Origin of the sequence: Variovorax sp. KBS0712 (assembly GCF_006323185.2) — a bacterium.
Classification (GTDB): Bacteria; Pseudomonadota; Gammaproteobacteria; order Burkholderiales; family Burkholderiaceae_C; genus Variovorax; species Variovorax boronicumulans.
Genome location: NZ_VCCD02000001.1, coordinates 2,220,623 through 2,245,984 on the forward strand (window position 1 = coordinate 2,220,623; position 25,362 = coordinate 2,245,984).

24 protein-coding genes are annotated in these 25,362 nt (G+C 68.0%); 5 read left to right on the top strand and 19 right to left on the bottom strand.

From position 1 onward, the window contains the following. Nucleotides 1-22: 22 nt before the first annotated feature. Entirely contained in the window at nucleotides 23-661 is a 639-nt protein-coding gene (locus tag FFI97_RS10210; RefSeq protein ID WP_056573812.1) for a 3-oxoacid CoA-transferase subunit B, read from the bottom strand. A 1-nt stretch (nucleotide 662) separates the two neighbouring features. Beyond that, nucleotides 663-1,466 (bottom strand): CoA transferase subunit A, encoded by an 804-nt coding sequence (locus tag FFI97_RS10215; RefSeq protein ID WP_062476435.1) that lies wholly within the window; start codon nucleotides 1,464-1,466, stop codon nucleotides 663-665. A 93-nt stretch (nucleotides 1,467-1,559) separates the two neighbouring features. On the opposite strand from FFI97_RS10215, the gene FFI97_RS10220 reads away from it, so the two are divergent. Further along, nucleotides 1,560-2,126: a LuxR C-terminal-related transcriptional regulator gene (locus FFI97_RS10220; protein WP_062476432.1), complete on the top strand. Its 567-nt coding sequence runs from the start codon at nucleotides 1,560-1,562 to the stop codon at nucleotides 2,124-2,126. A 138-nt stretch (nucleotides 2,127-2,264) separates the two neighbouring features. Here the strand turns inward: FFI97_RS10220 and FFI97_RS10225 are convergent, their stop codons facing one another. Next, the gene (locus FFI97_RS10225) at nucleotides 2,265-2,726 is read right to left on the bottom strand and encodes a GNAT family N-acetyltransferase (protein ID WP_185993591.1); all 462 of its coding nucleotides are present in this window, start codon (nucleotides 2,724-2,726) and stop codon (nucleotides 2,265-2,267) included. A 204-nt stretch (nucleotides 2,727-2,930) separates the two neighbouring features. Here FFI97_RS10225 and FFI97_RS33595 point away from each other — a divergent pair, with 204 nt between their 5' ends. Continuing rightward, nucleotides 2,931-3,077, top strand: a complete 147-nt coding sequence (locus FFI97_RS33595; RefSeq protein ID WP_167395007.1) for a hypothetical protein — start codon at nucleotides 2,931-2,933, stop codon at nucleotides 3,075-3,077. Between the two features lie 16 nt (nucleotides 3,078-3,093). Here FFI97_RS33595 and FFI97_RS10230 read toward each other — a convergent pair whose 3' ends face one another. The 13 genes from FFI97_RS10230 to FFI97_RS10290 form a co-directional block, all read right to left on the bottom strand. After that, a complete protein-coding gene (locus FFI97_RS10230) occupies nucleotides 3,094-4,059 on the bottom strand; it encodes a Bug family tripartite tricarboxylate transporter substrate binding protein (RefSeq protein ID WP_139705264.1) in 966 nt (321 codons plus the stop codon). Nucleotides 4,060-4,106: 47 nt separating this feature from the next. After that, on the bottom strand, nucleotides 4,107-4,487 hold the full coding sequence (locus FFI97_RS10235; RefSeq protein WP_139705262.1) for a VOC family protein: 381 nt from the start codon (nucleotides 4,485-4,487) through the stop codon (nucleotides 4,107-4,109). Beyond that, entirely contained in the window at nucleotides 4,484-5,467 is a 984-nt protein-coding gene (locus FFI97_RS10240; protein WP_139705260.1) for a hydroxymethylglutaryl-CoA lyase, read from the bottom strand. The genes FFI97_RS10235 and FFI97_RS10240 overlap by 4 nt, the downstream gene beginning before the upstream one ends. Then, on the bottom strand, nucleotides 5,464-6,636 hold the full coding sequence (locus FFI97_RS10245) for a CaiB/BaiF CoA transferase family protein (protein WP_139705258.1): 1,173 nt from the start codon (nucleotides 6,634-6,636) through the stop codon (nucleotides 5,464-5,466). Before FFI97_RS10245 ends, FFI97_RS10240 begins: the two co-directional genes overlap by 4 nt. Nucleotides 6,637-6,746: 110 nt before the next feature. After that, the gene (locus FFI97_RS10250; protein WP_139705256.1) at nucleotides 6,747-7,520 is read right to left on the bottom strand and encodes a hypothetical protein; all 774 of its coding nucleotides are present in this window, start codon (nucleotides 7,518-7,520) and stop codon (nucleotides 6,747-6,749) included. Further along, nucleotides 7,520-8,218, bottom strand: a complete 699-nt coding sequence (locus tag FFI97_RS10255; RefSeq protein WP_139705254.1) for a phospholipase D-like domain-containing protein — start codon at nucleotides 8,216-8,218, stop codon at nucleotides 7,520-7,522. Before FFI97_RS10255 ends, FFI97_RS10250 begins: the two co-directional genes overlap by 1 nt. Beyond that, nucleotides 8,218-13,485, bottom strand: coding sequence for a DNA repair ATPase (locus FFI97_RS10260; RefSeq protein ID WP_139705253.1), 5,268 nt, complete (start codon nucleotides 13,483-13,485; stop codon nucleotides 8,218-8,220). The genes FFI97_RS10255 and FFI97_RS10260 overlap by 1 nt, the downstream gene beginning before the upstream one ends. Before the next feature lie 12 nt (nucleotides 13,486-13,497). Then, nucleotides 13,498-14,043 carry a zf-TFIIB domain-containing protein gene (locus tag FFI97_RS10265; protein WP_139705251.1) on the bottom strand — a complete coding sequence of 182 codons (546 nt, stop codon included), beginning with the start codon at nucleotides 14,041-14,043 and terminating at the stop codon, nucleotides 13,498-13,500. Nucleotides 14,044-14,057: 14 nt separating this feature from the next. Then, a complete protein-coding gene (locus FFI97_RS10270) occupies nucleotides 14,058-16,226 on the bottom strand; it encodes a hypothetical protein (RefSeq protein WP_062476401.1) in 2,169 nt (722 codons plus the stop codon). 121 nt (nucleotides 16,227-16,347) lie between these two features. Continuing rightward, nucleotides 16,348-16,992, bottom strand: coding sequence for an OB-fold-containig protein (locus FFI97_RS10275; RefSeq protein WP_095744901.1), 645 nt, complete (start codon nucleotides 16,990-16,992; stop codon nucleotides 16,348-16,350). 42 nt (nucleotides 16,993-17,034) lie between these two features. Beyond that, nucleotides 17,035-17,394 carry a hypothetical protein gene (locus FFI97_RS10280; protein WP_062476395.1) on the bottom strand — a complete coding sequence of 120 codons (360 nt, stop codon included), beginning with the start codon at nucleotides 17,392-17,394 and terminating at the stop codon, nucleotides 17,035-17,037. A gap of 2 nt (nucleotides 17,395-17,396) precedes the next feature. Then, the gene (locus FFI97_RS10285) at nucleotides 17,397-18,128 is read right to left on the bottom strand and encodes a PspA/IM30 family protein (protein ID WP_139705249.1); all 732 of its coding nucleotides are present in this window, start codon (nucleotides 18,126-18,128) and stop codon (nucleotides 17,397-17,399) included. A gap of 12 nt (nucleotides 18,129-18,140) precedes the next feature. Next, complete coding sequence (locus FFI97_RS10290) at nucleotides 18,141-18,557, bottom strand: YjfI family protein (RefSeq protein WP_062476391.1); 417 nt, start codon at nucleotides 18,555-18,557, stop codon at nucleotides 18,141-18,143. 141 nt (nucleotides 18,558-18,698) lie between these two features. On the opposite strand from FFI97_RS10290, the gene FFI97_RS10295 reads away from it, so the two are divergent. Then, on the top strand, nucleotides 18,699-19,616 hold the full coding sequence (locus tag FFI97_RS10295; protein WP_095947460.1) for a LysR family transcriptional regulator: 918 nt from the start codon (nucleotides 18,699-18,701) through the stop codon (nucleotides 19,614-19,616). Between the two features lie 15 nt (nucleotides 19,617-19,631). On the opposite strand, the gene FFI97_RS10300 is transcribed toward FFI97_RS10295, so the two are convergent. Then, nucleotides 19,632-20,009: a DUF779 domain-containing protein gene (locus tag FFI97_RS10300; protein WP_139705247.1), complete on the bottom strand. Its 378-nt coding sequence runs from the start codon at nucleotides 20,007-20,009 to the stop codon at nucleotides 19,632-19,634. Beyond that, complete coding sequence (adh, locus tag FFI97_RS10305) at nucleotides 20,009-21,529, bottom strand: aldehyde dehydrogenase (protein ID WP_139705245.1); 1,521 nt, start codon at nucleotides 21,527-21,529, stop codon at nucleotides 20,009-20,011. The genes FFI97_RS10300 and adh overlap by 1 nt, the downstream gene beginning before the upstream one ends. A gap of 237 nt (nucleotides 21,530-21,766) precedes the next feature. Between adh and FFI97_RS10310 the strand changes: the two genes are divergently transcribed. Both FFI97_RS10310 and FFI97_RS10315 read left to right on the top strand, forming a co-directional pair. After that, on the top strand, nucleotides 21,767-23,659 hold the full coding sequence (locus FFI97_RS10310; RefSeq protein ID WP_139705243.1) for a sigma-54-dependent Fis family transcriptional regulator: 1,893 nt from the start codon (nucleotides 21,767-21,769) through the stop codon (nucleotides 23,657-23,659). A gap of 56 nt (nucleotides 23,660-23,715) precedes the next feature. Next, on the top strand, nucleotides 23,716-24,546 hold the full coding sequence (locus FFI97_RS10315; protein WP_185993592.1) for a class I SAM-dependent methyltransferase: 831 nt from the start codon (nucleotides 23,716-23,718) through the stop codon (nucleotides 24,544-24,546). A 7-nt stretch (nucleotides 24,547-24,553) separates the two neighbouring features. On the opposite strand, the gene FFI97_RS10320 is transcribed toward FFI97_RS10315, so the two are convergent. Further along, nucleotides 24,554-25,354: a DUF1266 domain-containing protein gene (locus tag FFI97_RS10320; protein WP_139705241.1), complete on the bottom strand. Its 801-nt coding sequence runs from the start codon at nucleotides 25,352-25,354 to the stop codon at nucleotides 24,554-24,556. Between the last annotated feature and the right edge of the window lie 8 nt (nucleotides 25,355-25,362).

Genomic DNA, 25,362 nt, shown 5'->3' on the forward strand with positions numbered 1-25,362 from the left:
TTCGCGACCTTGTGCGGATGGCTTACTGGATCAGCTTCGCGCCGGTCTTGGCCTGCAGCGCGTCGAAGCTCACGCCCGGCGCCAGCTCGATCACCTTGAGGCCCTCAGGCACGACGTCCATCACGGCCAGGTCGGTGATGATGCGGTCGACCACGCCCACGCCGGTCAGCGGCAGCGAGCACTGCTCGAGGATCTTCAGGTCTTCGGTGCCGTCCTTCTTCTTAGCGACGTGCTCCATCAGCACGATCACGCGCTTCACGCCGGCCACGAGGTCCATGGCGCCGCCCATGCCCTTGACCATCTTGCCGGGGATCATCCAGTTGGCGAGGTCGCCCTTGGCGCTGACTTGCATCGCGCCCAGGATCGACAGGTTGATCTTGCCGCCGCGGATCATCGCGAAGCTGTCATGGCTGCCGAAGATGGCCGAGCCGGGCAGCGTGGTGACGGTCTGCTTGCCGGCGTTGATGAGGTCGGCGTCGACGTTGTCTTCGGTGGGGAACGGGCCGATGCCGAGCATGCCGTTTTCGCTCTGCAGCCAGACTTCCTTGGTGCCGGTGTGGTTGGCCACCAGGGTCGGAATGCCGATGCCGAGGTTGACGTAGAAGCCGTCTTCGAGTTCTTGGGCGGCACGGGCCGCCATCTGGTCTTGGGTCCAGGGCATCTCAGGCTCCTTCTTTCTTGTTGACGGCCTTCACGGCCGATTCGCTGCCGGCGGCGGCGGCCTGGGCGATGGCGGTCTGGGCCTCGACCTTGGCGGCGGCGGCATCGACCGAGGCGCTCACGGTGCGCTTCTCGATGCGCTTCTCGGGCGTGGCGTTGAGCACCAGGCGGTGCACGTAGATGCCCGGCAGGTGGATGTCGTCGGGGGCCAGCTCGCCCACTTCGACGATCTTCTCGACCTCGACGATGCAGACCTTGCCGGCCATGGCGGCGGCGGGGTTGAAGTTGCGTGCCGTGAGACGGAAGCGCAGGTTGCCGGCCTTGTCGGCCACGTCGGCCTTGACCAGCGCCACGTCGGGCACCAGCGAGTGCTCCATGACGTAGGTCTCGCCGCCGAACTCGCGCAGTTCCTTGCCTTCGGCCACTTGCGTGCCCACGCCGGTCTTGGTGAAGAAGGCCGGAATGCCCGCGCCGCCGGCGCGCAGCTTCTCGGCCAGCGTGCCCTGGGGCGTGAATTCGAGGGCGAGTTCACCGGCCAGGTACTGGCGCTCGAACTCCTTGTTCTCGCCCACATACGACGCGATCATCTTCTTGATCTGGCGCGTCTCGAGCAGCTTGCCGAGGCCGAAGCCGTCGACGCCCGCGTTGTTCGAGATGACGGTGAGGTTCTGCACGCCGGAATCCTTCAGCGCGTCGATCAGCGCTTCGGGAATGCCGCACAGGCCGAAGCCGCCGACCGCGAGCGTCTGCCCGTCGGCCACGACCCCCTTGAGTGCCGCGTCTGCGGAGGGATAAATCTTGTTCACTCGGGCTCCTTGATGGGTGGTGGAGAGTGGGTGGGAAAGGCTTCAACGATACTACCTACTCGTATACGTAGTATTTCGTAATGGTGACACCCGATGCCCGAGATCGATTACCGGCTGGCTTTTGAACATGCACCTGTCGGCATGGTGGTCTCGAGCAACCGCACCATCGTCGCCTGCAACCAGCGCGTGTGCGAAATTTTCGGCGCGGAGCCCTCTGCATTGGTCGGGCATTCGTTCAGCATCCTGTACCCCAGCGTGGCGGAGTTCGAGCGCATCGGCAAGCGCATGGAACCCTTTCTGAACGCCAGCGGCCACTATGCCGACAACCGCATGATGAAGCGCCTGGGCGGGCTGCACGGCGCGCTGGCCGGCGAGACCTTCTGGTGCCACGTCACCGGCCATGCGATGAACCGCGCGGCGCCGCACGAGGCCGGCATCTGGACCTTCGAGGACCTGGGCTCGCGCCGCGCGGTGAAGGCCGAGCTCACGCCGCGCGAGCGGGAGGTGGCGGCGCAGGTCATGCGCGGGCTGACCTCGAAGGAGATCGGGAAGGCGCTGGGCATCAGCCACCGCACGGTCGAATTGCATCGGGCGCGGTTGATGCGCAAGTACGCGGCGGCGACGACTGCGGAGCTGGTGCAGAAGCTCATCGCGGGGTGATGCTTTTCAGGGCGCGTGCACAGGCCACCGGGTACTTCCCTCCGCGAATGTCCCCCGGCCTTCGGCCTCCTCCTTGATTTCGCTGCGGGAAGCACCCAGTGTCCTGCGCCCGCTCGGCGCTGTCGTTGTGCAGGCCGATCAGCCTGCGGCGCGCGATAGCACCATCTCCATGCGGACCAGGTCTCGCAGCGGAATGCCGTTCTGCTTCGTCGCCCTGCCCCAGCGGCGCACGAAGTAGTCGACGTCGACGCCGACGATCCGAAAGCCGAAGCGTTGGTAGAAGGCCAGCTCGCGCAGGCTGCTGTTGCCCGTGCCGACTTCGAGCCGGTGCGCGCCGCGCTGCCTGGCAAGCGCTTTCGCCTTCTTGAGCATCGCGGTGCCGATGCCCTGGCCCTTGTGGGCTTCGGCCACGGCGATGTTCATGACCTCCCAGGTGTCGACGCGCGTGGCCATGAGCACCATCTGGCCGACGACCTCGCCGGCCTGTTCGGCCAGCCATTGCTCGCCGCGCAGCAGGTACTTTTCGATCTCAGGGCGCGGGCCGTCCGCGTCGAAGAGGAGCGGCCAGGGCACCGCATCCGCCGGGGTGGCCCTGCGCATCGTCAAACCCGTTCCGTGTGTGTTTCGTTCTTTCCGTTGCATGACTCCATTCTGAGTTCTGGGCAGAAGTTCCCTGCCAGAGGCCCCGGATCGTTGCGAAAACGGAAACGCCGTGTCGACAAAAGCCATGCGCCATCGCCGGTCGAGAGGCCTATCGTGGAACCCATGCGAACACACCGTTCGCCCCACACAGGAGCAGACACCATGTCCACACCCCTTCATTCGGAAAAGAACCTCCTTCAGCAAACCAGGCTGTCCGTGGCCCAGGCCCGCGCGCTGGCCGGGCACCAGGTGCCCGTGGCGCTCGGCCTTGCGGCGGTGATCCTGTCGGTGCTGGGCGTCAAGCCCTGAGCCTGGCCGGGGGCGTTCACTCCGGCTTGATGTCGGCGCCCTTGATCACCTTCGACCAGGCCGCGAGTTCCTGGTCGACGAACCTGCCCAGCGTGGCCGGGTCCATGTAGGTCGCGAAGGCGCCCTGCTCGTCCACCTTCTTGCGGAAGGCCTCGCTCTCGACGATCTTCTTGATCTCGGCGCTGAGCTTGTTCACCACCTCGGGCGGCGTCTTCGCCGGCGCGAACACCGCGAACCACGACTCGACCTCGTAGCCCGGCAACCCGGCCTCGGCCGAGGTCGGCACGTTCGGCATCGACGCGTGCCGCTTGCTGCCCGTGTACGCCAGCGCCTTGATGCGCCCGCCCGCGAAGTGGCCGATGACCGAGGGCGGCGTGGTGATGAAGATGTCGACATTGCCCGCCACCAGGTCATTGATGGCCGGCCCCGAGCCCTTGTACGGCACGTGCGTGGCCGGTTGCTTGGTCTGGCGCGACAGCAGCTCGCCGGCGATGTGCTGGATCGAGCCGTTGCCCGACGAGGCGTAGAACAGGCCGCCCTCCTTCTTCCTGCCGTACTCGATGAGCTCCTTCATCGAGGTCACGGGCAGCTTGCCGCTCACCGCGACCACGTGCGGCGCGCGCATCACCATCGCCACCGGCACGAAGTCTTTGGTCGGGCTCCAGCGCAGGTTCGGGTACAGCGACGGGTTGCCGACGTGGTAGCCCGAGTACTGCAGCAGCAGCGTGTAGCCGTCGGGCGCGGCGCGGGCCACGAACTCGGTGCCGATGTTGCCGCTGGCGCCCGGCTTGTTGTCGACCACGACCGGCTGGCCCAGCGCACGCTGCAGCGGGTCGGCGACCAGCCGCGCCATGATGTCGGTGGAGCCCGCGGGCGCCGTCGGCACCACGAAGGTCAGGGGTTTGGAAGGCCAGGTGTCGGCGTGCGAGGCGGCAGCGGCCAACGCGAGGCCGACCGCGAGCAGGCGGTGAGCGGGTTTCATGGGTTTGTCTCCGGTGGTTTCTTGTGGATGTCTTCAGGCTGCGCGCGTCAGGGCGCCAGCTCCGATATCTCGATGAGATTCAGGTCGGGGTCGCGCACGTAGACCGAGCGGATGCGCGACGTGGCGCCCGTGCGCATCACGGGCCCTTCGAGGATCGGCACGCCCTGCGCCTGCAACCGCGCAACGACCTCTTCGAGCGGCACGCTGGCGATGAAGCACAGGTCGAGCGAACCGGGCGTGGGCAGCTCCGCCTTCGGCTCGAACTCGTGGCCCTTCACGTGCAGGTTGATCTTCTGGTTGCCGAAGCGGAAGGCCTTGCGGCCGGCGCCGAAGACCTCCAGCGTCATGCCCAGCACCTCGACGTAGAAACGCACGCAGGCCTCTTCGTTGGCGGTCGTGAGCACCAGGTGATCCAGGTGGTCGATCATGCGTTCTCCTTCTTGATGGGGCGCGCCTTTGCGCGTTCGACGATGGCGTTGAAATCGGCCGGCGGCGCATGCCGCGTCAGCCGGTGGCCGGCGCGCGAGACCTGGCCGGGCAGCGCGTGCTGCACGAGCGACTCGAGTTCAGCCGCAGCACCGATCAACCCATCGAGGTCCATGCCCGTGTCGTAGCCCATGCACTGCAGCATGTGGACCACGTCCTCGGTCGCGACATTGCCCGTCGCGCCCGGCGCATAGGGGCAGCCGCCGATGCCGCCGAGCGACATGTCGAGCCGGCGGATGCCCGCCTCGACCGCGGCGATGGTGTTCGCCAGGCCCATGCCGCGCGTGTTGTGGAAATGTGCCGTCCATTCCAATGCCGGATGCCGCGCGCGCACGGCCTCGCACACCGCTTGCACCTGCGTCGGATAGGCCATGCCCGTGGTGTCGCACAGCGTGAGGCCCTGCACGCCCAACGCCGCGAAGCGGTCGATCCAGCCGAGCACCGTTGCCAGCGGCACCTCGCCTTCCATCGGGCAGCCGAACACGCAGGAGAGCGACACGTTCACCGGCACCCTCGCCTGCTTCGCCAACGCGATCACGTCGGCCAGTTGCGCGAACGACTGCTCGCGCGTCATCCGCAGGTTGCTGAGGTTGTGCGTCTCGCTGACCGACATGACGATGTTGAACTCGCCGATGCGGCTTTCGAGCGCGCGCTCGGCACCACGCACATTGGGCACGAGCGCGGTGTAGACCACGCCGGGCCGACGGGCGATGCGCTGCATCACCGCTTCGCCGTCGCGCAGCGCGGGAATGGCCTGGGCGGAGGTGAACGAAGTGGCCTCGATCTTGGCGTAGCCGAGCGTGCCGAGCCGGTCGATCAGCGCGACCTTGTCGTCCGTGGGAATGAAGCGGCTTTCCATCTGGAAGCCGTCGCGCGTGGCGACCTCGTTGATGAACAGTCGCGTGCCGTTGCCGGTTTTCATACGGCCTCGCTTTCCACGCCACGCACCGGCCAGCCGGCGCCCCGCAGGTCCGCCGTGTGCTCGCCCAGGCGCGGCGCCGCATGCGCGATGCGCCCCGGCGTGGCGCTGAGCTTGGGCACCACGCCCGGCACCTTGAGCAGCGCGCCGTCCGAGCCGCGCGCTTGCACGATCATCTCGCGCGCCAGGTACTGCGGATCGGTGGCGATGTCGGCCACCGTGTAGATGCGCCCGACCGGTACGCCTGCCGCGTCGAGCACGGCCAGCACCTCGTCGCGGCTGCGCTGCAGGGTCCACGCCTCAATGGCGGCGTCGATCTCTTCCACGCGCAGCACGCGGCCGTCGTTGTGCACGAGCCCTGCGTCGTTCTCCAGGTCCGCGCGGTCGATGGCGCGCATCAGGCGGCGGAAGATGCTGTCGCCGTTGCCCGCCACCAGCACGTAGTGGCCGTCGCTGCAGCGGTAGGCGTTGGTCGGCGCGATGCCCGGCAAGGCGCTGCCAGCCCGCTCGCGCACCGCATCGAAGGCGTCGTACTCGGGCAGCAGGCTTTCCATCACGTTGAAGACCGACTCGTACAGCGCCACGTCGATGAACTGCCCTTCGCCGCCGTGGGCCGTGCGATGGTGCAGCGCCGTGAGCACGCCGATCACGCCATGCAGCGCAGCCAGCGTGTCGCCGAGCGAGACGCCCACGCGCACCGGCACCCGGCCGGGCTCGCCGCTGAGGTAACGCAACCCGCCCATCGATTCGCCGAGCACGCCGAAGCCCGGCTTGTCGCGGTAGGGGCCGGTCTGCCCGTAGCCCGAGATGCGCAGCATGATGAGCCGCGGGTTCAAGGCATGCAGCTGCTCCCAGCCCAGGCCCCAGCCTTCGAGCGTGCCGGGCTTGAAGTTCTCGATGAGCACGTCGGCCTCGAGCGCCAGGGCGCGCACGGCCTCCTGCCCTTCGGCGCTGCGCAGATCGAGGCACACCGAGCGCTTGTTGCGCGACTGCACCTCCCACCACACCGAGGTGCCATCGCGCAGCAGCCGCCACTTGCGCAGCGGATCGCCGACGCCGGCGGGCTCGACCTTGATCACGTCGGCGCCGAACTCGGCGAGCGTCTTGCCGGCGAACGGGCCGGCGATGAGCTGGCCGAGCTCCAGCACCTTCAGGCCTTCGAGTGCGTTCATCTTTCTCTGTCTCCAGGTGGGTTGCCCCGACTCTAGGAACAGATGGCGATGAACGGAATTGCTCGGATGGCAGCAGGCCTTCGCGAAACGCGAAGACCCGGCGGTGCGCCCTACTTTTTCTTCAGCGTGGACGCTGGCCTGGCAACCACAGGCGGCTCGGCCGGCGTCTTCACCCAGCCGCGCAGCATCACGCCCAGGCAGATGCCGGCCGCGAAGATGAGCCAGTACACCCACGACGGCAGGTTCTCCACGCCGCTGTGCAGGTTCATGCCGAAGGCCGCGCCGATGGCCATGAGCGGAAAGGTCAGTGCGGCGATGGTGTTGAGCTTGTGCTGCGCACGGCTCATCTCGAGGGCCGAGTGCGCCTGCGCCTCGGCCGCTCGTGCAAGCCGGTAGTCGAGCGACATGCGCGTGTCGGCCAGCAGCAGCTCGAAGCCGCGTGCGATCTCCACTGCGAGGTCGCGCTGGTCGATGAGCATCAGGTCGCCCTTGACCGCATCGCGCGCGGCCTGCAGGGTGTCCTGCATGTTCCGCGCGGCGCGGGTGAGCGGGATCAGCGGGCCGAGGATCTGGAACAGGTCTTCCGAGGTCTCGGCGGCCTGGTGGCGAATATCGAAGGTGCTGAACGCCGCGCGGTAGCTTTCGAGCAGCTTGGCCAGCGCGCGCTCGCCGGGGTTGTTGCCCTTGTGCAGCCACGCGCCGTCGGGCTTGCGCAGGAACACGATGGGCTTGCGCTCGGCGCCGGTGCCCGAGGGCGGCTCGTGCAGGATCACCATCAGGTGCTCCTGCTCGTGGATGATGCGCTGCGCGCCGTAGGTGCTTCCGCCCAGCCGCTGCTGCATGGCGGCGGGCAGCTCCCAGTCGTAGTCGATTCGTCTTGGCATCAGGGGGCCTGCAGTTCTTTCCACAAGGTGTCGAATTCGTCCGCGAAGCGGCGCACCAGCGGCGGGTCGTTGCTCAGCACCAGGTTCTCCTCGTTGTACTCGCAGGCGCTGCGGGTCCAGTTGTAGCTGCCGTTGAGCAGCCGCGCGCCGTCGAAGATCGCGAACTTGTGGTGCATGTGGGCCTCGGTGCGGTCCACCGCCACCGGAATGCCGGCCGCGCGCAGCTGGCCGACGTCGCTGCCGCGGTCGTATTCCTTGTCGTTGTCGGTGATGAAGCGCACCGTCACGCCACGCCGGTGCGCCGCCAGCACCTCGGCGGTGATGCGGTCGTCCGACAGCGTGAACACGCACAGGTCGACCACGCGCTTCGCCGTTCTCAGCTGCTGGTTGATCGCCTGCAGGCAGGCCGTGCCGGGGCTGAAGTAGGCCTGCGATCGCACCGTGACGCTGTCGGGTGAACGGCCCGTGTCGATCGCGCGCACCACGCCTTCGAGCCACTTGAGCAGCGACAGCTGCTCGGGGTCGGCGGTGCGCGAACGCACGAGGTCGAAGGCGCGGTTGCGCAGTTGGCGCAGGCCGTCTTCGGGCGGCGAGGCTTCGCGCAGGGTATGGACCAGCACGCGGCGCTCGTCGTCGCTCAGGCGCGTGTCGGCCAGGGTGGCGTCGAGTTGGGCCAGCAATTCGGGCAGTGCGGACATCACTGATCCTTGTCTACTTTGGGCGGAGATGGCGGCGGCGGCACGCGCCTGGGCGCGGCCCGCGTGGCCTGCACCTCGGCGGCGAGGCGCTCCATGTCCTGCTTGATCGAACGGTCGAGTTCGAGCCGGCGCTCGGTGGCGGTCACCAGCGGCAGGATCAGCTCGCGGTAGGTCACGGCGATCTGCAGCATGGCGTCGGCCAGGCGCTGGCTCTCGTTCGGTCCCTCTGCGGCAGGCTTGGGCTCGGGCTTGAGTGCATCGACCGCGCGCGCCACGTCGAGCATGCTGCTCGCGATGCGCTGGCTGCCGTCCACATCGGCGCCGCCGAGCTTGCGCTGGCGCACGAACTCGTCGCAGATGGCCGTCCAGCGCGCGCTTTCCTCCGGCGTCGGACTGCCGAGCAGTTGCGCGAGGCGCAGCAGGTTTTCTTCCGCGCCGGTGGTCAGCGTCTGGGCCTCGCCGCGGTAGTGGTCGCGCAGCAGTGCGTCGAGCTCGTCGTCGCGCATCAGCGGCGTGATCTTGCCCGCGAGCTTGGTCATGTTGCGGTAGCTGCCCTGGAGCTTGAACGGCGGCGCGACACGGTAGGTCTCCTGCTGCGCGGCCGACTCGATGTACGCGAGGTTGACCTTCAGCAGCAGGTCGCGCGCCCGGAACAGGCGCTGCAGCAGCGCCTTGATCTCTTCCAGCTCCACCGAGCTGTAGGCGTGCGAGAGCGCGCTGCTCGGCACGTCGTGGCCCTGCGCCATCTTCACCAGCAGCTGCACGTCCTTCGGGTCACGCGAGGCCAGCGGCATCAGCGTGGGGTTGGAGGTCAGGCTGTTCTCGATGTACGAGAGCGCGAACGCCGCCTCGCGGCCCGAGAGCACGTCGCCCAGGTTGTAGATGTCGGCGCGGTTGGCCAGCATGTCCGGGATCTTGAACACGTCGCCCGACTCGGTATACGGGTTGCCCGCCATCACGATCGCGAAGCGCTTGCCGCGCATGTCGTAGCTGCGCGGCTCGCCGTTCCACACGCCCTCGATGCGGCGCGTGCCGTCGGCCAGCGCGATGAACTTCTGCAGAAACTCGGGGCTGGTGTGCTGGATGTCGTCCAGGTACAGCATCACGTTGCTGCCCATGGCCAGGCCCAGGTTGAGCTTTTCCAGCTCCTGCCGCGCGGCGCTGTTGGGCGCGTTCACCGGGTCGATGGCCGTGACGCCATGGCCCAGCGCCGGGCAGTTGATGCGCACGAAGATCAGGCCGAGGCGGTCGGCCACGTACTCCATGAGCGTCGTCTTGCCGTAGCCGGGCGGCGAGATCAGCAGCAGCAAACCCATGCGGTCGGTGCGGCTGCCCTCGCCCGCCGAGCCGATCTGCTTGGCGAGGTTGTCGCCGATGATGGGCAGGTACAGCTCGTCGATCAGCTGGTTGCGCACGAAGGTCGAGAGCGGCTTGGCCTGGAACTGGCTGAGCTTGAGCCGCGCCTTCTCGCGTTCGAGCAGCTCGTGGCGCAGGCTGTGCAGCGCCTCGTAGCCCGGCACCGCGTGCATCGTGTGGAACAGGAAGCGGCGCCAGAAGTCGTTGAGGTTCAGCGTCAGGCGCCCTTCGGCGACGCGCGGGTGCTCGCCGCGCAGGCCTTCGACGGTGCGGTCGAGCGCCGCGTTGACGCGGGTGCGCTGCAGCGGCATGGCCAGCACGCTGGCCGCGTCGTCGGTCCAGTCGACCGATTGCGGCGCCTGGTGCGTTGCGTAGGCGCGCACCCAGTCGCGCGCCAGGCGCCAGCGCTCGGCCGGCGGTGCGGCATCGAGGTCGTGCTGCCACGCATCGCGCCGGCCGCCACGCTCCAGCTCGCGCAGCAAGGCCGCTGCGAGGTCCTCGCCCGCGCCGGACACGGCCCAGGTCTCGCCGCCATGCGGGCTGGCGAGCTCGCGCACGAGGTACGCGGCGGCCTGGTCGCACAGGGTGGTCACGCGGCCGTCGTGCGCGTCGCGTGTTTCGTCGTTCGCGGTGTCGACCACCGGCAGCAGGTCGGGCACCACGTCGCGGGCGAAGTGATTCAGTGCGCGCGCGATGTCGGCTTCGAGCTGCTCCAGCGCGTCTCGCCGGCCGAACAGCGCCAGCATCTGCATCGCGGCACGCGCGCGGCGCAGCATCGATTCGCGGTGCGCGATCAGGTGGCCGTGCTGCCAGTAGAGCAAGGCCAGCGCGCGTTCGGTCGGGCCCCAGGCGAGCAGGCCCGCCTGGTCCTGCATGCCGACAAGCGCGCCCAGCAGGCGCATCGCGTCGTCGTCATGGATGCCCTTCTGGTAGCCCTCCTGGTAGCGCGCCGCGGCGAAACGGCGAACCATGTCGAGCAATTGCGGATGCAGCGGGTCTTCGGTCAGCAGCGTGAGCACCTCGGCCCACGTGCGCTCGGCCTTGCCGTCGAGCAGCGCCTCCAGCAGGCGGCCGGCGAGGTATTCGGCACGCGACAGCTCGGGCGTCTCGGACACCAGCGACTGGTTCCAGTAGCGCTGCAGCGGCAGCAGCCGGGGCTCATCGACCGGGCTCTGGTAGTCGGTGCCCGTCACCTGGTAGGCCATGCCTTCGTCGCGGGCAACCAGTGTCAGGTCGACCGGCTGGCGGTGCACGGTGAAGGCATGGCGGCCCAGACGCAGCGTGTCGCCACCCTCGCTCACCAGCTCGCGCTTGTCGCGGATGGAGCGCAGGGCCTGGTCGCGCGCGGTCTTCAGGCGCGTGTCGAGCTCGTCGGCCGGCACCGCGGCGCCCAGCGTGCGCAGGTCGGCGATCAGCGTGTGCAGCTTGCCGATCATCGGGTCGGCCGCGAAGTAGCTGTGCACCTGCGTCAGGTCGCCGAACTGCGCGATGCGGCGCGGAATGCCGTCGAGGATGCGCCCTGCCGCGTCGACCACGCCCTGCGCACGGCGCTGGCGCGCGTCGACCAGGCTCTGGCGGCGCGCGGACAGCGCTTCGTACACGGTCTCGCGCTTCTCGGCGATGTCGGCCAGGAAGTCTTCCTGCTCGGCGAAGCGGCCTTCGATCTCTTCCAGCTGGGCCAGCAGGCGCGTGAGCGCGTCGTCGCACTTCTCGGGCGTGTCGGCGAACTCCAGCGCGTTCTCGACCGCCTGGCTGAAGAGCTTGAACTGCGCGCCGAACTCGGCACGCGCCTCGGTCGCGCCCAGCGACTTGCGCCGCGCGCGCGCGTCGGCGCGCATGCGGTTGATGTCGGCGTAGATCAGCGAGATGCGGTCGAGGATCGACGTGCGAATGACCGCGTCGCCGCCCGGCAGGCTGCCCAGCTGCTCGGTCAGCAGGTCGAGGCCGGCCGCCTGCTCGTCGAGCGTGGCCAGCATCTGGCCGAGCGCGGGCGAGGTGGCCAGGTTGGGGAGTTCGAGCGCGAGCTTGTCCAGCGCCTGGCGCTGGCCGTGGAAGGCCGTGTCGGCCGCCAGGAACTGCATCGCGCGCTCGCCGATGCGCTGCTGCTCGACCTCGAGTGCGGCGTCCATCGCGGCGATGCGCGGCAGGTCGGCGTAGCGCAGCTCCTTGAGCATCTGCAGCGCGCCGCGCCGCTCGCGCAGCCGGCCCAGCGCCTTCACGAAATCGTCGGGCGCACGCCAGAGGGTGCTGGCAATGTCGACCAGCAGCGCATGCTGCTCGTCTTCCGCGCGGGCCAGCGCGCGCGCGGTTTCGCGGCGGATGGTGTCGACCTTTTCGAATTCGGCCAGCGTGCTGCGCGCCACCTCGGCGATGCTGCGCAGCTCGCCCATGAGGCCGGTGGCCTCGGGTGCGTCGAGCCAGAAGTAGGCGTCGCTCACGCGGGTGCACTGGCGGATCAGGTCTTCGTAGGCGGCGCGCGTGGGCGCCTGCTCGCGCACCGCGCGGGCAATGCCCATGAGATCGCTCACGCCGCGCACCAGCTCGGCATTGCCGATCTTGCCGAAGAAGCCGGTGGCGGGCGGCTGCGCGCTCACGTGCTCTTCGCTGGCGAAGGGCGTCTGCCACAGCTGCATCGGGTGCACGCGCGTGGGCTCGACATCGTCGCCGTTGAACACCAGCATGCGGCCGTCGGCAAAGCGCGCGTAGCCGTTGGCGATGATCGGCGTGGCGAGCTTCTTGTCGATCAGGTTGTAGTTGAACAGCGCATAGCGCCCGGGCTTCGGGTCGTAGAACACATAGGCCACGTCCTCGCCGTTGGGCGAACGCAGCATGCGCTTGAAGCGCAGGTTTTCCACCACCTCGGCCGGCAGGTCGAAACGCTTGTACTCACCCGACTGCAGGTAGTAGCCGCCCGGAAAAATGATGCCGTGGTCTTCGGGCAGCTGCACACAGGAGCCGCCGATGGCGTCGATGCGCTCGACCTGCTGCGTGCGGATGTTGAACACCAGGTAGCGCGTGACCTGCTCGCGGTAAGGCTTCACGCGCAGCAGGATCAGCATGCCGAGCTTGGCCCACGCGATCTCGGCGTCGGTGAGCGACTGGCTCTTGTCCTCCACCGGCTCGCTGTAGATGCCCAGGCCGGTCTCGGTGTTGTTCTCGATCTTGACCGTGAGGTCGCCGCCCAGCGTCTCGACGAACACGGTGTCGAGCACGTTCACGTGCGGATGCTTGCCGCCCACGTGGTCTTCGCGCGTGGCCACGGTCCATTCGAAATCGTGGCTCGCGGGCAAGGCGATGTCGCGCTCACCGCGGTTGTCGATGTAATTGATGTTGCCGTTGCGCTCGATGGCCCAGCGGAACACGCGCACGTCGTGCAGCTGCTGGCCGATCTGGAACGAGGCGAGCAGCTTGTCCTGCGTCACGCGAAGCTGCAGCAGCGTGGCCTGCTTGTAGTAGGCGTAGAGCTCGCGGAAGTCGGAGGCGAAGCGCGCGTCTTCGAGGAAGGTGCCGGCCAGCGGCACAGGCTGCAGCTCGTCGTTCTCGGTGGCGGCTTCGCCTGGCGATGCGAGCCGGTACAGGCCGAACACGTCGCCCACGGCCGTTTCCTTGCGCAGGCCGATGAAGACGTTGTAGCCGAACAGCAGCAGGTCGCCGATGCGCACGATGTCGCGCGCCACGGCGTTGTTCTCGGTGCGTGCGCGGGTGCGCAAAATCAGCGCCTGGTCGGAGCGGCCGAACTCGGCCAGCCGCTGCTCGTTGAGCGCCTGCGTCTTCTTCAGCAGGCCCTCGCCCTGGGTTTCGAGCCGCTTCTTCAGCAAGTCGTAGCTGCCGCTGCCGGAGACCAGCGCTTCGGTGGGGTCGATGGGGGCCTGGGCGCCGGGCGGCGCTGCGGTGTCGTCGGTGGGTTGCATGGATCGGCGCGGTCAGTCCGCGCGCAGCAGTGCGAGCAATTCGTCGCGGTGAGGCTGGGTGTCGAGCCAGGCGCGGATGCGGTCCAGCTCGTCGATGCAGTCGTCGCCGTAGCGGCGGCGCAGCGCGGCCAGGCGCGCCTCGCGCACCTCCTCGGTCTGCAGCCGGCGCTGCCAGCCGTCGGACAGCAGCTCGTCGAGCCGGCCGGCCAGGCCGCGGCTCACGAGGGCGCGCCATTCACCCTGGTCGAACCAGAGGTTCTGGCAGGCCACGCAGCGGTCGATGCGGAAGTCGGGCTCCGCGCTCACGCGCAGGCGCTGCATCAGCCGTTCGCACTCGGGGCAGTGGCGCACGGCGGCGACGTCGAACACTTCGATCACCTCGTCGTCGACCTCGTGCGGCACGCGCTTCGGATCGGCGGCCTTCCAGCTACGCCAGTCGTCCATGTCCATCACCATGCCGTGGCAGTCGCCGCACTGCACGCCGAGCAGGGCTTCAGCGAGCGCGACGGGCTGCATCGCGGCATGGGCGGCGCAACTGCACTTCAGGTTCGGGTTCATCGCGCGCCCCCGGCTCAGTTGCGGAAGGAGGAGATCAGGTTCTGCAGCGCCGACTTCTGGCTTTCGGTGCCGTCGTTGGCGATCTTGCTCATCAGCGAGGCGACGCTGAGGTTCTGGATCTCGCCCGACGAATTGCCCAGCGCGCCGACGATGTCGCGCAGGTCCTTCACCACGTCGCGCTCGCCCGAGAGCTGTTCCTTGAAGGCGACCTGCACCGCCTGGCTCTTGGAGATGACGCCGTCGATGCCCTTGCCCACGGAGAGCGAGCGCACGAAGCTGTCGAAGTAGTCGCCCGAGCCGCCCACGATGTCGATCTTGGCGTTGGCGAGCGCGGTGCCCAGCACGTCGGCCTGTTCCTTGGCAATGGAGGTCTGCGCGTCGATGCCCTTCATGGTCTCGATGTGCGACTTTTCCAGGCGCATGCGGAATTCTTCGTGGTCGCGGGTTTCGGGGCTCATGGACTTCATGGCCTCGAACTTCTCGTGCAGGCCCTTGGCCTCGGCGTTGAAGCGCGCCTCGATCACCTGCGCGTCGGCCTGGCCCGACTTGAGCGTGGCTTCGGCGTCGGCCGTGCGCACGTTGACTTCGGCGAGGCCGAGCTTTTCCTTGCCCGAGGCTTCGGCCTCGAACTTGGCACGCATGCCGGCCGCTTCGGCCTGCGAACGGGCCTCGATGACCTGCGCGTCGGCCTGGCCTGCCTTGAGGATCGCGTCGGCATCGGCCTGGCGCACATGCACGTCGGCCAGGCCCAGTTTTTCCTTGCCCGAAGCCTCGGCTTCGAAGCTTGCGAGCTTGGCCTGGGCCGTGGCAATTTCGACCTTGGCGGCGGCCAGGCCCGGTGCGGCGGAAATGGCTTCCACGCCTTCGGCTTCGCGCTTCTTCGATTCGGCGTCGCGCTCGGCCACCTTGAGCTTGGCATCGGCCAGCGTGAGTTCTTCGGCGGCCTTGTGGCGGGCGCGCTTCTCTTGCGTTTCGGCGGCCTTCACGTCGAGCACCATCTTCTCTTCGGCCTGGCCCTCGGCCATGATCACGACCGACTTCTTGGTGCGCTCGGCCTCGGCCACCACGCGCAGTTCCTTGATGGCTTCTTCCTGTTCGGCCACGGTGCGCTCGACCACGATGCGCTCGCGGATCACGTCGGCAATGGCCTTCTTCTGCACTTCGACGGCCTTGTCCTTCTCGATGCGCTGCAGGGTCACTTCCTTCTCGCGATCGACAATTTCGAGGTCGCGGGCACGCGTGACCTTTTCTTCCTCGATGGCCACCGCGCGCTTGCGGTTGTTTTCGGCCACTTCCTTCTCGCGCTGCACGTTCTCCTGCTGCACCGAGACCGACTGCTCGGCCATGAGGCGCGCGGTTTCAGACTTGGTGCGCTCTTCGGACTGGATCTTGGAGGTTTCGGCTTCTTCGCGAGCGCGCACGCTGGCAATTTCGCGTTGCTGGCGCGCGGTGGCGTCGGCCTGCTGACGCTCGAGCTCGAGCAGCGCTTCTTGCGTTTCGACGTTCTTCTTCTTGATCTGCATTTCCTCGTTGCGGCGCAGTTCGTTGGTGCGCACGTGCTCGACCGCCGTCAGCTCGGTGATCTTCTTGATGCCCTGCGCATCGAGGATGTTGTTGGCGTCCAGCTCCGACAGCGGGGTCTGCTCGAGGTAGTCGATGGCGGCGTCTTCGAGCACGTAGCCCGAAAGGTCGTTGCCGATCTGGCTGATGATCTCGTCGCGGAAGCCGTCGCGCGCCTGGTACAGGTCGACGAAGTCCATCGACTTGCCCACCGTCTTGAGCGCTTCGGAGAACTTGGCGGAGAACAGCTCTTCGAGCGTCTCGTGGTTGGAGGCCCGCGCACAGCCGATGCCCTGCGCCACCTTCAGCACGTCGTCGGCAGTCTTGTTGACGCGCACGAAGAACTTCACCTTGATGTCCGCGCGGATGTTGTCGCGGCAGATCAGGCCTTCGTTGCCCGAGCGGTCGATCTCGATGGTCTTGACCGAGATGTCCATCAGCTCGGCCTTGTGGATGATCGGGTAGACCATGCGGCCGGTGAAGGTCACCTCGGGCTCGGCGCGCAGCGTGTTCACGATGAGGGCGTGGCCCTGTTCGATCTTGCGATAGAACTTGGCGAACATCGCGAACAGGCCGAGGATGACGACGGCCAGTATGACCACGGCGAAGATGATGGGCTCCATTTTTTCTCCAGATGCTTTAAGAGCGAGCGAACGAACTTGGGTGAGGGATGCGCGCGGGCAGAAGGTGTGAATGAATCCGTCGTGGCCGATGAGCGGACATGGCGGGTTCGTTCACGCCTTCTCAGACGATGTCTTCGTGCGCCGCGATGAGGTAGCGCGCGGCCACCTCGTCGTATTCGAGGATGAGCGCGTGCGAGCCGCGCTTGAGGGCATTGGGCGTGGGCGCCCAGACGCGGATGTTGAGGCTGGCGCCACGGCGCGCCACTTCGGCGCGGCCGTCCTTCTCGTTCACCACGCCGGTGACGACGCGACAGACCTGGCCCACGAGCGCCGCATTGCTCACGGCCGTGTGGCTCACGAAGAGGCCCTTGAGCGGGCGGATGGCCACGGCCGTCACCGGGATGGCGAGGGCCGCGCTGGCCACCAGCAGCACCGTGCCGGCCACCAGCTTGAGCACCATCGTCGGCACCAGCGGCAGCAGCCACTCGCCGCCCAGGCACGAGAGCGTCCAGGCCACGAGCACCAGCAGGCTCACGGCCACCGAGAACGGCACGCCGTTCAGGCCGAAGGCGACCACGTAGCTCGCGATCTGGCCCATGTCGCTGGTGTCGCCGTCGGCATGCGTCTGCAGGTCGACGTCGATCCCGCTGCTCTCGAAGTCGACCATGCCGACCACCGCGAGCACCCAATAGATCACCACGACGCCGAGCAGCACCGTGTAGATCGCGGTGGGGTACCCCGTCACCGCTCCCATGAAATCGCCCATTGATCCTCCCGCGTGCGGGTTGGTTGTTGTTCTCTTTTCTTCTTACCTGCCGCCCGGCTTCTTCGTGCCGGTGTTCTTCTTGTTCGCCTTGCCTGCAAAGGCAATCAGTTCGCGCGTGGCCCTCTCCTTGATGGCCAGGCGGTCGTCAGGTGACAGACCATACCGCGCCGCCAGAAATTCGTAGTCGGCCGTGTTCAACGACACCGTGAGACGCGGCCGCTTCGGCTTCGAGGTGGTCGCCAGGCCCAGCACCTGCCGGATCTGGTCGGGCGTGGACACATGCTGCTCGAACGCCGCGGTGCGCACGGCCTCGAGCACGGCCTCTTCCACGTCGAAGGCCACCTGGACCGCGCGGATCGCCTCGTCCGAGCCCTGCCAGCGTACCGGCTTGACCCGCACCATCGTCACTCCGACGCCGGTTCGGACGGCTTGGGCGGTTCGGCCGGCTTGGCCTGCCGGGCGCGGATGCGCTCCATCACCTTGCCGGTGCGGTCGGCATCGTTGCCGATGCCCGCCGCGGCCAGCTTCTTCTCGAGCGCGCTGTGGCCGAACTCGTCCTCGAGCTGCTGGCCCGCCGCCATGCGATCGGACAAATCCTCATGGCGCGAACGGATGCGTTCCAGCGACTCGCGCGCACTGGCCAAACGCGAGCCGCCGCTGCCGATGTTCTCGGAGATCGACTGCGTGGCGCGGTAGACGCTCTCGGTGGTCTTGGCGATGCCGATCTCGCGCTCGTGCTCGCGGATGCGCGCCTCGGCCGACTTGATCAGGTCCTTGAGCCGGGACACCTGCAGCGCGTAGGAAGCATGGGCCTTGGCCTGCTCCTCGAGCTCCTGCTCGAGCGTGCCGACCTTGGCTGCCACGTCGAGCGCCAGGCCTTCCTGGGTCTTGTTGAGCGCTTCGAGCGCCAGGCCTTCGTAGCGCGCGACCTCGCCCTTCAGGCGTTCGATTTCGCGGGCCGACTGCATCTCCTTGGCCATCACGCCCGTGAGGTCGCCCTTGGCCTTCTCGATGCTGTGCTTGGCGTCGATGATTTCCTGCTCGTAGATGCGCGTGGCGTTGCTGTCGATCACGCTCTCGCCGATTTCGCGGGCGCTGCCGCGCAGCAAGGTGACCAGCTTCTTGATGACTGTCATGATGATCTCCGCTTAATTCAGGAATTCGGACAAGGCGTCGAGCGCATCGAGCGCGTTGTCGCTGAGCACGGCCACTTCGCGTGCGATGTCTTCCACGCTCGCGTTGCGCCCGAGCGCCCCCGTGAGCACGTAACGGCCACCCACGCGCCCGAAGGACGACAGCGGGACCGACGGATTGAGGTCGAGCAGCGATTCGAGCAGCTCGGTGCGCCGCGCGGGCTTCACGTCTTCTTCGGTCCAGAGGTAGCAGATGCAGATGATCTGCATGTCGGAGCTGGTGACGAAGATCGGCAGCTCATCGCGCCCTTCGATGCTCACCTGCACCACCGGCGTACTGCCCGGAATCGGCTGCAGCTGAACAGACAGCCCGCCCATCGCGGCACCGGCCAGCACATCGAGGCCTTCGAGTTGATCCAGCAGTGATTGCATACCTCTCCTTTGGGTTGTCTACCGTGGGAAGCGCGCGATGCTTCGATGGATTCACTATAGGTGCAGCGACATAACATGTCAAAAAATCTTTTAGCCCATGCGCATGACTTTCGGCACTGGCGCGCTCTCTAGAATCCGCCGATGGCCCCCACCATCAACCCCGCGCGTGTCGATTTCGTGACGCTGCGCCTGTTCTGCGCCGTGGCGCAGTCGGGCAGCATCACCAAGGGCGCGGAAGCGTGTCACCTCGCGCTCTCGGCGGCGAGCCGGCGCCTGTCCGACTTCGAGGCCGCCACAGGCTCCAAGCTGCTCGAACGCAGCGCTCAAGGCATCGCGCTCACGCCCGCCGGGCATGTGGCGATGCAGCATGCGATGCGCCTGTTCCAGGGCTTCGAGCAGTTCAGCAACGAGCTGGGCGACTACGCCAGCGGCGTGCGCGGCCATGTGCGGCTGTGGGCCAACATGTCGGCGCTGACGGAGTTCCTGCCGACCACGCTGGCGGCTTTCCTGGGACAGCATCCCGATATCCGCGTCGAGGTCGAGGAACAGCTGAGCGGCGACATCGTGCGCGCACTGGTCGACGGCCTCGCCGACGTCGGCGTGTTCGCCGAGAACACACCCGCCTACGGCCTCGACGTCGCGCCCTTCCAGACCGACGAGCTCGTGGTGCTGTGCGCCAGGCCACATCCGCTAGCCCGACTGCGCGCGAAGCAGGTCGATTTCAAGACCTGCCTGGCGCACGAATTCGTGGGGTTGAACCGCAGCAGTTCGCTGCTCGAACTGACCTCGCGCGCCGCCGAGCAGGCCGGGATTCCGATGCGCCTGCGCGTGCAGGTGCGCAGCTTCGATGCGATGTGCCACATGATCGCGGCCAACCTCGGCATCGGCGTGGTGCCGCTGGCCGCCTGCAAGGCGCAGGTGGCCGCGCTCGACCTGAAGGTGGTGCACCTGAAAGACGCGTGGGCCACACGTCGCCTGCTGATGGCGACGAAGACGGGCGCGGCGCTGACGCCGGCGACGCAGTTGCTGGTGCGGCAGCTGCTCGCTTCGTCGAACTGACGACCGGCCGGGCCCCTACCCCGCCGCCTCCGCCTCGAGCACCGCCCACTCCGCCTCCGTGAACAGCCGCGAGCGCGTCAGGAAGCGCACCCCCAGCGGCCCTTCCAGCGAGAACATGCCGCCGCGCCCCGGCACCACGTCGATGATCAGCTGCGTGTGCTGCCAGTACTCGAACTGCGGCCCGCTGATGTAGAACGGCATGCCGCCGATGTGGCCCAGCAGCCGGTCGTAGTCGCCCACGATAAACTCGCCCTGGGCGTAGCACATGGGCGCGCTGCCGTCGCAGCAGCCGCCCGACTGATGGACCATCAGCGGGCCGTGCTTGGCGGCGAGGTCGTCGATGAGCGCGAGCGCCGCGTCGGTCGCGGTGACGCGCAGGACCTCGCCGGTCATCAGAAGAAGCCCAGCTTGTTCTCGCTGTAGCTCACGAGCAGGTTCTTGGTCTGCTGGTAGTGGTCGAGCATCATCTTGTGGTTCTCGCGGCCGATGCCCGACTGCTTGTAGCCACCGAAGGCCGCGTGCGCCGGGTACTGGTGGTAGCAGTTGGTCCACACGCGGCCGGCCTGGATGCCGCGGCCCATGCGGAAGGCGCGGTTCATGTCGCGGCTCCACACGCCGGCGCCCAGACCGTAGAGCGTGTCGTTGGCGATCGACAGCGCCTCTTCCTCGTCCTTGAAGGTGGTGACCGACACGACCGGGCCGAAGATTTCTTCCTGGAAGATGCGCATCTTGTTGTGGCCGCGGAACACGGTCGGCTTGACGTAGTAGCCGTCGGCCAGGTCGCCTTCGAGTTGCTGGCGCTCGCCACCGATGAGCACCTGCGCGCCCTCCTGCCGGCCGATGTCCAAGTACGACAGGATCTTTTCCAGCTGTTCGCTCGAGGCCTGCGCGCCGATCATGGTGGCCGCGTCGAGCGGGCTGCCTTGCTTGATGGCGGCCACGCGCTTCAGTGCGCGCTCCATGAAACGGTCGTAGATCGACTCCTGGATCAGCGCGCGGCTCGGGCAGGTGCAGACCTCGCCCTGGTTCAGCGCGAACATCGTGAAGCCTTCGAGCGCCTTGTCGAAGAAGGCGTCGTCGCGCTCCATCACGTCGGCAAAGAAGATGTTGGGCGACTTGCCGCCCAGCTCCAGCGTGACCGGAATGAGGTTCTGGCTCGCGTACTGCGAGATCAGCCGGCCCGTGGTGGTCTCGCCGGTGAAGGCGATCTTGCCGATGCGGTTGCTCGACGCCAGCGGCTTGCCCGCTTCCACGCCGAAGCCGTTGACCACGTTGAGCACGCCCGGCGGCAGCAGGTCGCCAATGACCTCCATCAGCACCAGGATCGACACCGGCGTCTGCTCGGCCGGCTTCAGTACCACGCAGTTGCCGGCCGCCAGCGCGGGCGCGAGCTTCCACACAGCCATGAGGATCGGGAAGTTCCACGGAATGATCTGGCCGACCACGCCGATGGGTTCGTGAAAGTGGTACGCGAAGGTTTCGTGGTCGATCTCGCTGATGCCGCCTTCCTGCGAGCGCACGCACGAGGCGAAGTAGCGGAAGTGGTCGATGGCCAGCGGCAGGTCGGCGGCCATGGTCTCGCGGATCGGCTTGCCGTTGTCCCAGGTCTCGGCGGCGGCCAGCATGGCCAGGTTTTCCTGCATGCGGTCGGCGATGCGGTTCAGGATATTGGCGCGCTCGGTGGTCGAGGTGCGGCCCCAGGCGGCCTTGGCCTTGTGGGCGGCGTCGAGCGCGCGCTCGATGTCGGCGGCGCTGGAGCGCGGCACTTCGCAGAAGACCTTGCCGGTGACGGGCGTGATGTTGCCGAAATACTGGTTCTCCACCGGCGCGACCCATTCGCCGCCGATGTAGTTGCCGTAGCGCTTCTTGAAAGGCACCGCGGTACCGAATTTGCCCGGTTCGAGCATGTCCATGGGTTGTCTCCGTTGGGTAAGGTGTGAACAGGCGGCACCGCGACATGCGGCGGCCCGCACAGGCACCGCAAGCGGCATACCCGCGCGGATCGGGACAATCCCCAAGCCCCGCGCCACAGGGGCGCGGCCCGCGCAGAGGGTTTCCATTCGCAATCTGCGACAGATGGGCGCGACGGCGGCGACTACGATGTCGCACAAGGCGAATCGCCGGCAATCCCGCCCACGGAGTTCCGCAAGATGAGTGAAGCTTCCGCCCCCTCGGTCAGCGTCGCGCAGGCCCGCGAGCTGTTCTTCGCGCAGGGCCGCGACCCGGCGCCGTGGATCGCGCCGCACATCTCGCGCTCGTGGCAGCGCAGCCGGCCGGTCGACCCACATTGCATCGACCCCACGCCGATGGCGCCGTCGCTGCTGAACGAGCGCCGCGAGCAGGCGATGCGCCTGCTCAGCTGCGCGCAGCCCGAGCTCGACGGGCTCGCCGAGCACGCGGTGGGCAACGGTTGCATCGTCGCGCTGTCGGACGCCAGCGGCCTGATCCTCGAGGAGATCGGCAGCCCCGACTTCCTGCCCAAGGCCCAGCGCGTGGCGCTGCAGCCCGGCGTGGAATGGTCGGAGAGCCACCGCGGCACCAACGCCATCGGCACGGCGCTGGCCGAGCGTGTGGCGCTGATGGTGCTGGGCGGCGAGCACTACCTCGCACAGAACGGCCGGCTGGGCTGCGCGGCGGCGCCCATCTTCAACGGGCGCGGCGAACTGGCCGGCGCGCTCGACATCTCGGGCGAGACCGCGCGCGTGAACCACCACGCCCTGGGCCTGGTGCGCATGGCGGCACAACAAGTAGAGCACCGCATGCTGCTGGCCGAGGCCTCGGGCCACGTGCTGCGCTTCCATGCGCGGCCGGCGTTGATCGGCACCGCGCGCGAAGGCCTGATGGTGATCGAGGGCGGCCGCATCGTGGCGGCCAACCGCGTGGCACTCGACCTGTTCGGGCGCACGTGGGAGGGCCTGCTCGACCTCGACGCCGAAGAATTCCTGGGCGCGCAGTGGCCGCGCATGGAGCACCGGCGCAGCCTGCTCACGCTGCCGGGCGGACGGCAGATCGCGACCGTCATGGAGCGCACGGGCACGGCGAACAGCGGCACGGGCCGCACCGGCGCGCGGCAGGTGATGGCCGCGAACGCCGCGCCCGTCGACAACGACGACGTCGTGCGCCCGCTGCTGGCGCGCGCCGTGCGCGTGCTCAACGAAGGCGTGCCGGTGCTCGTGAACGGCGAGACCGGCAGCGGCAAGGAGGTGTTCTCGCGCCGCCTTCACGCTGCCAGCCGCCGCAGCGCGGGCCCGTTCGTGGCGGTCGACTGCGCCTCGCTGCCCGAGACGCTGATCGAGGCCGAGTTGTTCGGTTATGAAGAAGGCGCCTTCACCGGCGCGCGCCGCAAGGGCATGCCGGGGCGCATCCGCGAAGCGCACGGGGGCGTGCTCTTTCTCGACGAGATCGCCGAGATCCCGCTCGCGCTGCAGACGCGCCTGCTGCGCGTGCTCGAAGGCCGCGTGGTCACGCCGCTGGGCGGCGGCCAGGGCGTGGCGGTCGATTTCGATTTGATTTGCGCCACGCACGCCGGCCTGCCCGCGCTGGTCGAGGCGGGGCGCTTTCGCGCCGACCTGATGTACCGCGTGGCCGGCTTCACCGTCGCCCTGCCCGCGCTGCACGAGCGTGCCGACCGGCGCGCGCTGATCGCGCGGCTGTTCCTCGAATCGGGCGGCGCCGCCAAGCACCTGTGCCTGGAGAACGATGCGCTCGAACGCCTGGCCGCCTACCGCTGGCCCGGCAACGTGCGCGAGCTGCGCAGCGTGCTGCGTGCGCTCGTGGCGCTGGCCGACCCGGGCGATGCGGTGACAGCCGATGCGCTGCCCGCGCACCTGCAAGACGCCGCACCCGTTGCCGACTTCAGCGAAGCCACACTGTCGCAACCCAACGCGCCCCTGCAGACCATCACGCGCCACGCGATCGACGAAGCCCTGCGCGCCTGCGACCACGACGTGGCGCGCGCGGCCCGCCGGCTCGGCGTTCACCGCAGCACCGTGTACCGCCACCTCGCACGCCAGCGCCCGCCCGCGGGCAACACCAAAGACTGACTTGCCCGCACGCGCGGGACCGGCCAGACTTTGTGCATGGCCCTGCCCCCGCATTCATGACCACCGGCAAACCCGCGCGCAAGCTCTCGGCCGTGCCGTCCACCTTGCGGATTCCGCTGGCCGCGCGGGCTTCGGGCGATGCGCTCTTTCCGCAGATGGCCGTGCGCGACGCCTACGCCGCCGGCATCCTCGAGCAGATCCGCGACGACGACCATGCCCTGCCCGACGACCGCACGACCATCTACGGCATCCTCGCGCGCACGCGGCGCTTTCGCAGCCTGGCGCAGGACTTCCTCAAGCTGCACCCCGGCGCACGCGTCGTGAACCTGGGCTGCGGCCTGAGCCACTACTTCCAATGGCTGGACGACGGCAAGTCGCGCATGACCGACGCCGACCTGCCCGAGGTGCTGGCCCTGCGCCGCGAGCTGCTGCCCGAAACGCATCCGCGCCACGACCTGCGCGAACTCGACCTCACCGCGCCCGGCTGGTGGGAGCAGCTCGGCCTGCCGCGCAAGCGCCAGGCGCAGCCGGTCTTCCTGTTCACCGAGGGCGTGCTGATGTACCTCACGCCCGAGCAGGTGAGCGCCGTGTTCACCACCTTCGGCGAACGCGCGCCCCAAGGCTCGGTGCTGGCCTTCGATGCGATGTGCTGGCTGGCCGTGGGCCGCGCGCGCCAGCATCCTTCGGTGCGCGCGACCGGCGCGGAGTTCCAGTGGGGCCTGCGCCGGTACGAAGACCTCACGCAACCCCATCCGCGCCTGCACCTGGACGGCACCTACCGCGTGATGGAAGGCATCGGCTGGCCCTACACGCTGTTCGCGCCGATGGTGCTGTTCTTTCTCGGCGTGCCGATCTATGCGGTGTACGCGCTGAGGGCGAAGGACTAGGACCTCTTCAGGCGAAAGGCACGCTGCGCCACGGGCTGCGCGTGTCGCTCAGCAGCAGGCGGTTGGTGCGCAGCAGGTGCTCTTCGCGCGCATCGGAGTACTGCCAGATCAGGCCCGCCGCGATGTAGGCGGCGCTCACCTGCGACCAATTGGCATAGGCCGCGCGCACCTGCGATGCCAGGCCGCCCGCAAAGTCCGCGAACTCCGCGCGTTCGATGAAGCCCAGTTGCACGGCCCAGCGCGACAGGTTGGCCAGGCGCACCGCGTCCCAGGCCACCAGGCTCGTCAGCTGATCCGGCGCCACGCCGAAGTGCTTGCGCAGGGCCTGGACCCAGCTCTGGCTGCCCGTCATCAGCTGGCTCAGCTCGGCGCTCGAGTGCCCGGTCTGCGCGGACAGCGCCCGCATGTCCAGGTGCTCGCGCGCCTTGATCTGGAAGAACGCGGGAAACCACGCGTCCATGACCAGGCGCAGCACGCCGGGCGTGGACTGCACCGCCGCATCGATCGCGCCGATGGCCTTCCAGGCCGGCAGGTACTTCGCGCGCTGCCCTTCCTCGGTCAGCCAGCGCGCGGTCTGCTCGAAGCTCGCGCGGTCGCTCACATTCCACACCTGCGCGATGCCTTCGCGCAGGGTGTCGTTGTCCTTGCCGGTGAGCACCGCGTTCACGCAGTCGCCGTTGAAGGCCGACAGCGGCGTGCTCAGCGTGACCAACCATTGCTCCTGCGCGGAAAGCGCGGGCGCTGCGGCGTCGAACTTGAGCTTGTCGTTGTCGAGCATCGCGTGCGCGAGCGTGTCCTTGAACCCCATGAAAACTC

What these genes read in the sequence shown, in the direction of transcription:
- FFI97_RS10220 (WP_062476432.1), top strand. Translation starts at nt 1,560, where the DNA reads ATGCCCGAGATCGATTACCGGCTGGCTTTTGAACATGCACCTGTCGGC.
- FFI97_RS10300 (WP_139705247.1), bottom strand. Translation starts at nt 20,009, where the DNA reads ATGACCGGCGAGGTCCTGCGCGTCACCGCGACCGACGCGGCGCTCGCG.
- FFI97_RS10295 (WP_095947460.1), top strand. Translation starts at nt 18,699, where the DNA reads ATGGCCCCCACCATCAACCCCGCGCGTGTCGATTTCGTGACGCTGCGC.
- FFI97_RS10260 (WP_139705253.1), bottom strand. Translation starts at nt 13,485, where the DNA reads ATGCAACCCACCGACGACACCGCAGCGCCGCCCGGCGCCCAGGCCCCC.
- FFI97_RS10290 (WP_062476391.1), bottom strand. Translation starts at nt 18,557, where the DNA reads ATGCAATCACTGCTGGATCAACTCGAAGGCCTCGATGTGCTGGCCGGT.
- FFI97_RS10285 (WP_139705249.1), bottom strand. Translation starts at nt 18,128, where the DNA reads ATGACAGTCATCAAGAAGCTGGTCACCTTGCTGCGCGGCAGCGCCCGC.
- FFI97_RS10270 (WP_062476401.1), bottom strand. Translation starts at nt 16,226, where the DNA reads ATGGAGCCCATCATCTTCGCCGTGGTCATACTGGCCGTCGTCATCCTC.
- FFI97_RS10210 (WP_056573812.1), bottom strand. Translation starts at nt 661, where the DNA reads ATGCCCTGGACCCAAGACCAGATGGCGGCCCGTGCCGCCCAAGAACTC.
- FFI97_RS10235 (WP_139705262.1), bottom strand. Translation starts at nt 4,487, where the DNA reads ATGATCGACCACCTGGATCACCTGGTGCTCACGACCGCCAACGAAGAG.
- FFI97_RS10240 (WP_139705260.1), bottom strand. Translation starts at nt 5,467, where the DNA reads ATGAAAACCGGCAACGGCACGCGACTGTTCATCAACGAGGTCGCCACG.
- FFI97_RS10265 (WP_139705251.1), bottom strand. Translation starts at nt 14,043, where the DNA reads ATGAACCCGAACCTGAAGTGCAGTTGCGCCGCCCATGCCGCGATGCAG.
- FFI97_RS10255 (WP_139705254.1), bottom strand. Translation starts at nt 8,218, where the DNA reads ATGTCCGCACTGCCCGAATTGCTGGCCCAACTCGACGCCACCCTGGCC.
- FFI97_RS33595 (WP_167395007.1), top strand. Translation starts at nt 2,931, where the DNA reads ATGTCCACACCCCTTCATTCGGAAAAGAACCTCCTTCAGCAAACCAGG.
- FFI97_RS10225 (WP_185993591.1), bottom strand. Translation starts at nt 2,726, where the DNA reads ATGCGCAGGGCCACCCCGGCGGATGCGGTGCCCTGGCCGCTCCTCTTC.
- FFI97_RS10315 (WP_185993592.1), top strand. Translation starts at nt 23,716, where the DNA reads ATGACCACCGGCAAACCCGCGCGCAAGCTCTCGGCCGTGCCGTCCACC.
- FFI97_RS10280 (WP_062476395.1), bottom strand. Translation starts at nt 17,394, where the DNA reads ATGGTGCGGGTCAAGCCGGTACGCTGGCAGGGCTCGGACGAGGCGATC.
- FFI97_RS10250 (WP_139705256.1), bottom strand. Translation starts at nt 7,520, where the DNA reads ATGCCAAGACGAATCGACTACGACTGGGAGCTGCCCGCCGCCATGCAG.
- FFI97_RS10275 (WP_095744901.1), bottom strand. Translation starts at nt 16,992, where the DNA reads ATGGGCGATTTCATGGGAGCGGTGACGGGGTACCCCACCGCGATCTAC.
- adh (WP_139705245.1), bottom strand. Translation starts at nt 21,529, where the DNA reads ATGGACATGCTCGAACCGGGCAAATTCGGTACCGCGGTGCCTTTCAAG.
- FFI97_RS10230 (WP_139705264.1), bottom strand. Translation starts at nt 4,059, where the DNA reads ATGAAACCCGCTCACCGCCTGCTCGCGGTCGGCCTCGCGTTGGCCGCT.
- FFI97_RS10310 (WP_139705243.1), top strand. Translation starts at nt 21,767, where the DNA reads ATGAGTGAAGCTTCCGCCCCCTCGGTCAGCGTCGCGCAGGCCCGCGAG.
- FFI97_RS10245 (WP_139705258.1), bottom strand. Translation starts at nt 6,636, where the DNA reads ATGAACGCACTCGAAGGCCTGAAGGTGCTGGAGCTCGGCCAGCTCATC.
- FFI97_RS10320 (WP_139705241.1), bottom strand. Translation starts at nt 25,354, where the DNA reads ATGGGGTTCAAGGACACGCTCGCGCACGCGATGCTCGACAACGACAAG.